This is a genomic window from Maribacter sp. ACAM166 (assembly GCF_005771495.1).
Lineage (GTDB): Bacteria > Bacteroidota > Bacteroidia > Flavobacteriales > Flavobacteriaceae > Maribacter.
In genome coordinates this window covers 1-628 of record NZ_VAUW01000108.1, presented here as the reverse complement: position 1 = coordinate 628, position 628 = coordinate 1, and the positions used below count along the sequence as shown (strand labels likewise).

Annotated in this window: 1 protein-coding gene; it reads left to right on the top strand. The window is 41.1% G+C overall.

Translation table 11 applies throughout. The annotated features are described in order from the left end of the window. Positions 1 to 628 (top strand): IS1595 family transposase (locus ES765_RS21560; RefSeq protein ID WP_138116612.1); only part of this gene is annotated, 628 nt, incomplete at both ends.

Below are 628 nucleotides of genomic sequence, written 5' to 3'. Positions count from 1 at the left end.
ATAATGATTGTAAGGAATATCTAGCTTCGACCAAGTCCAGAACAGCATTTAAATGTTCAAGATGTAATCATACGGCTTGTCAGAGGCGGGATGATTTTTCCAGACAATGTAATATCTGCAGGCATACCGAGTCAGCTACTGCCGATACACTTTTTCATAAGGTTAAGTTTGGTGTTCGGAAAGCATTTTTTATCTGTTTTGAAATGGCCACATCAACCAAGGGTTTATCGGCCAGTTATATGGGAGTTCGTTATGGAGTAACCGAAAAGACAGCTCGATTGTTCATGCTCAAGGTACGGGAAGCAATGTCTTCAATTGGCAATAACCCTATGGATGGAGAGGTTCACGTTGATGAGTTCGTTCTGGGTGGTCGAGAGATTGGTAAAATAGGAAGAAGTTACCACGGTAAGAAAAAGAAGGCGATCACAGCGGTTCAGCTCACCAAAGAGGGAAAGGTCAAAAGGATGTACGCCATGAAAATAGAAGACTTCTCCGCTGAATCATTACAATATATATTTGTCGGCCACATAAGTCGAGAAGCCAAGATAACGACCGACAAATGGAGAGGTTACAGACCTATAGCAAAAGTGTACGATATAAAACAGATAGAAAGTAATAAAGGATTGAG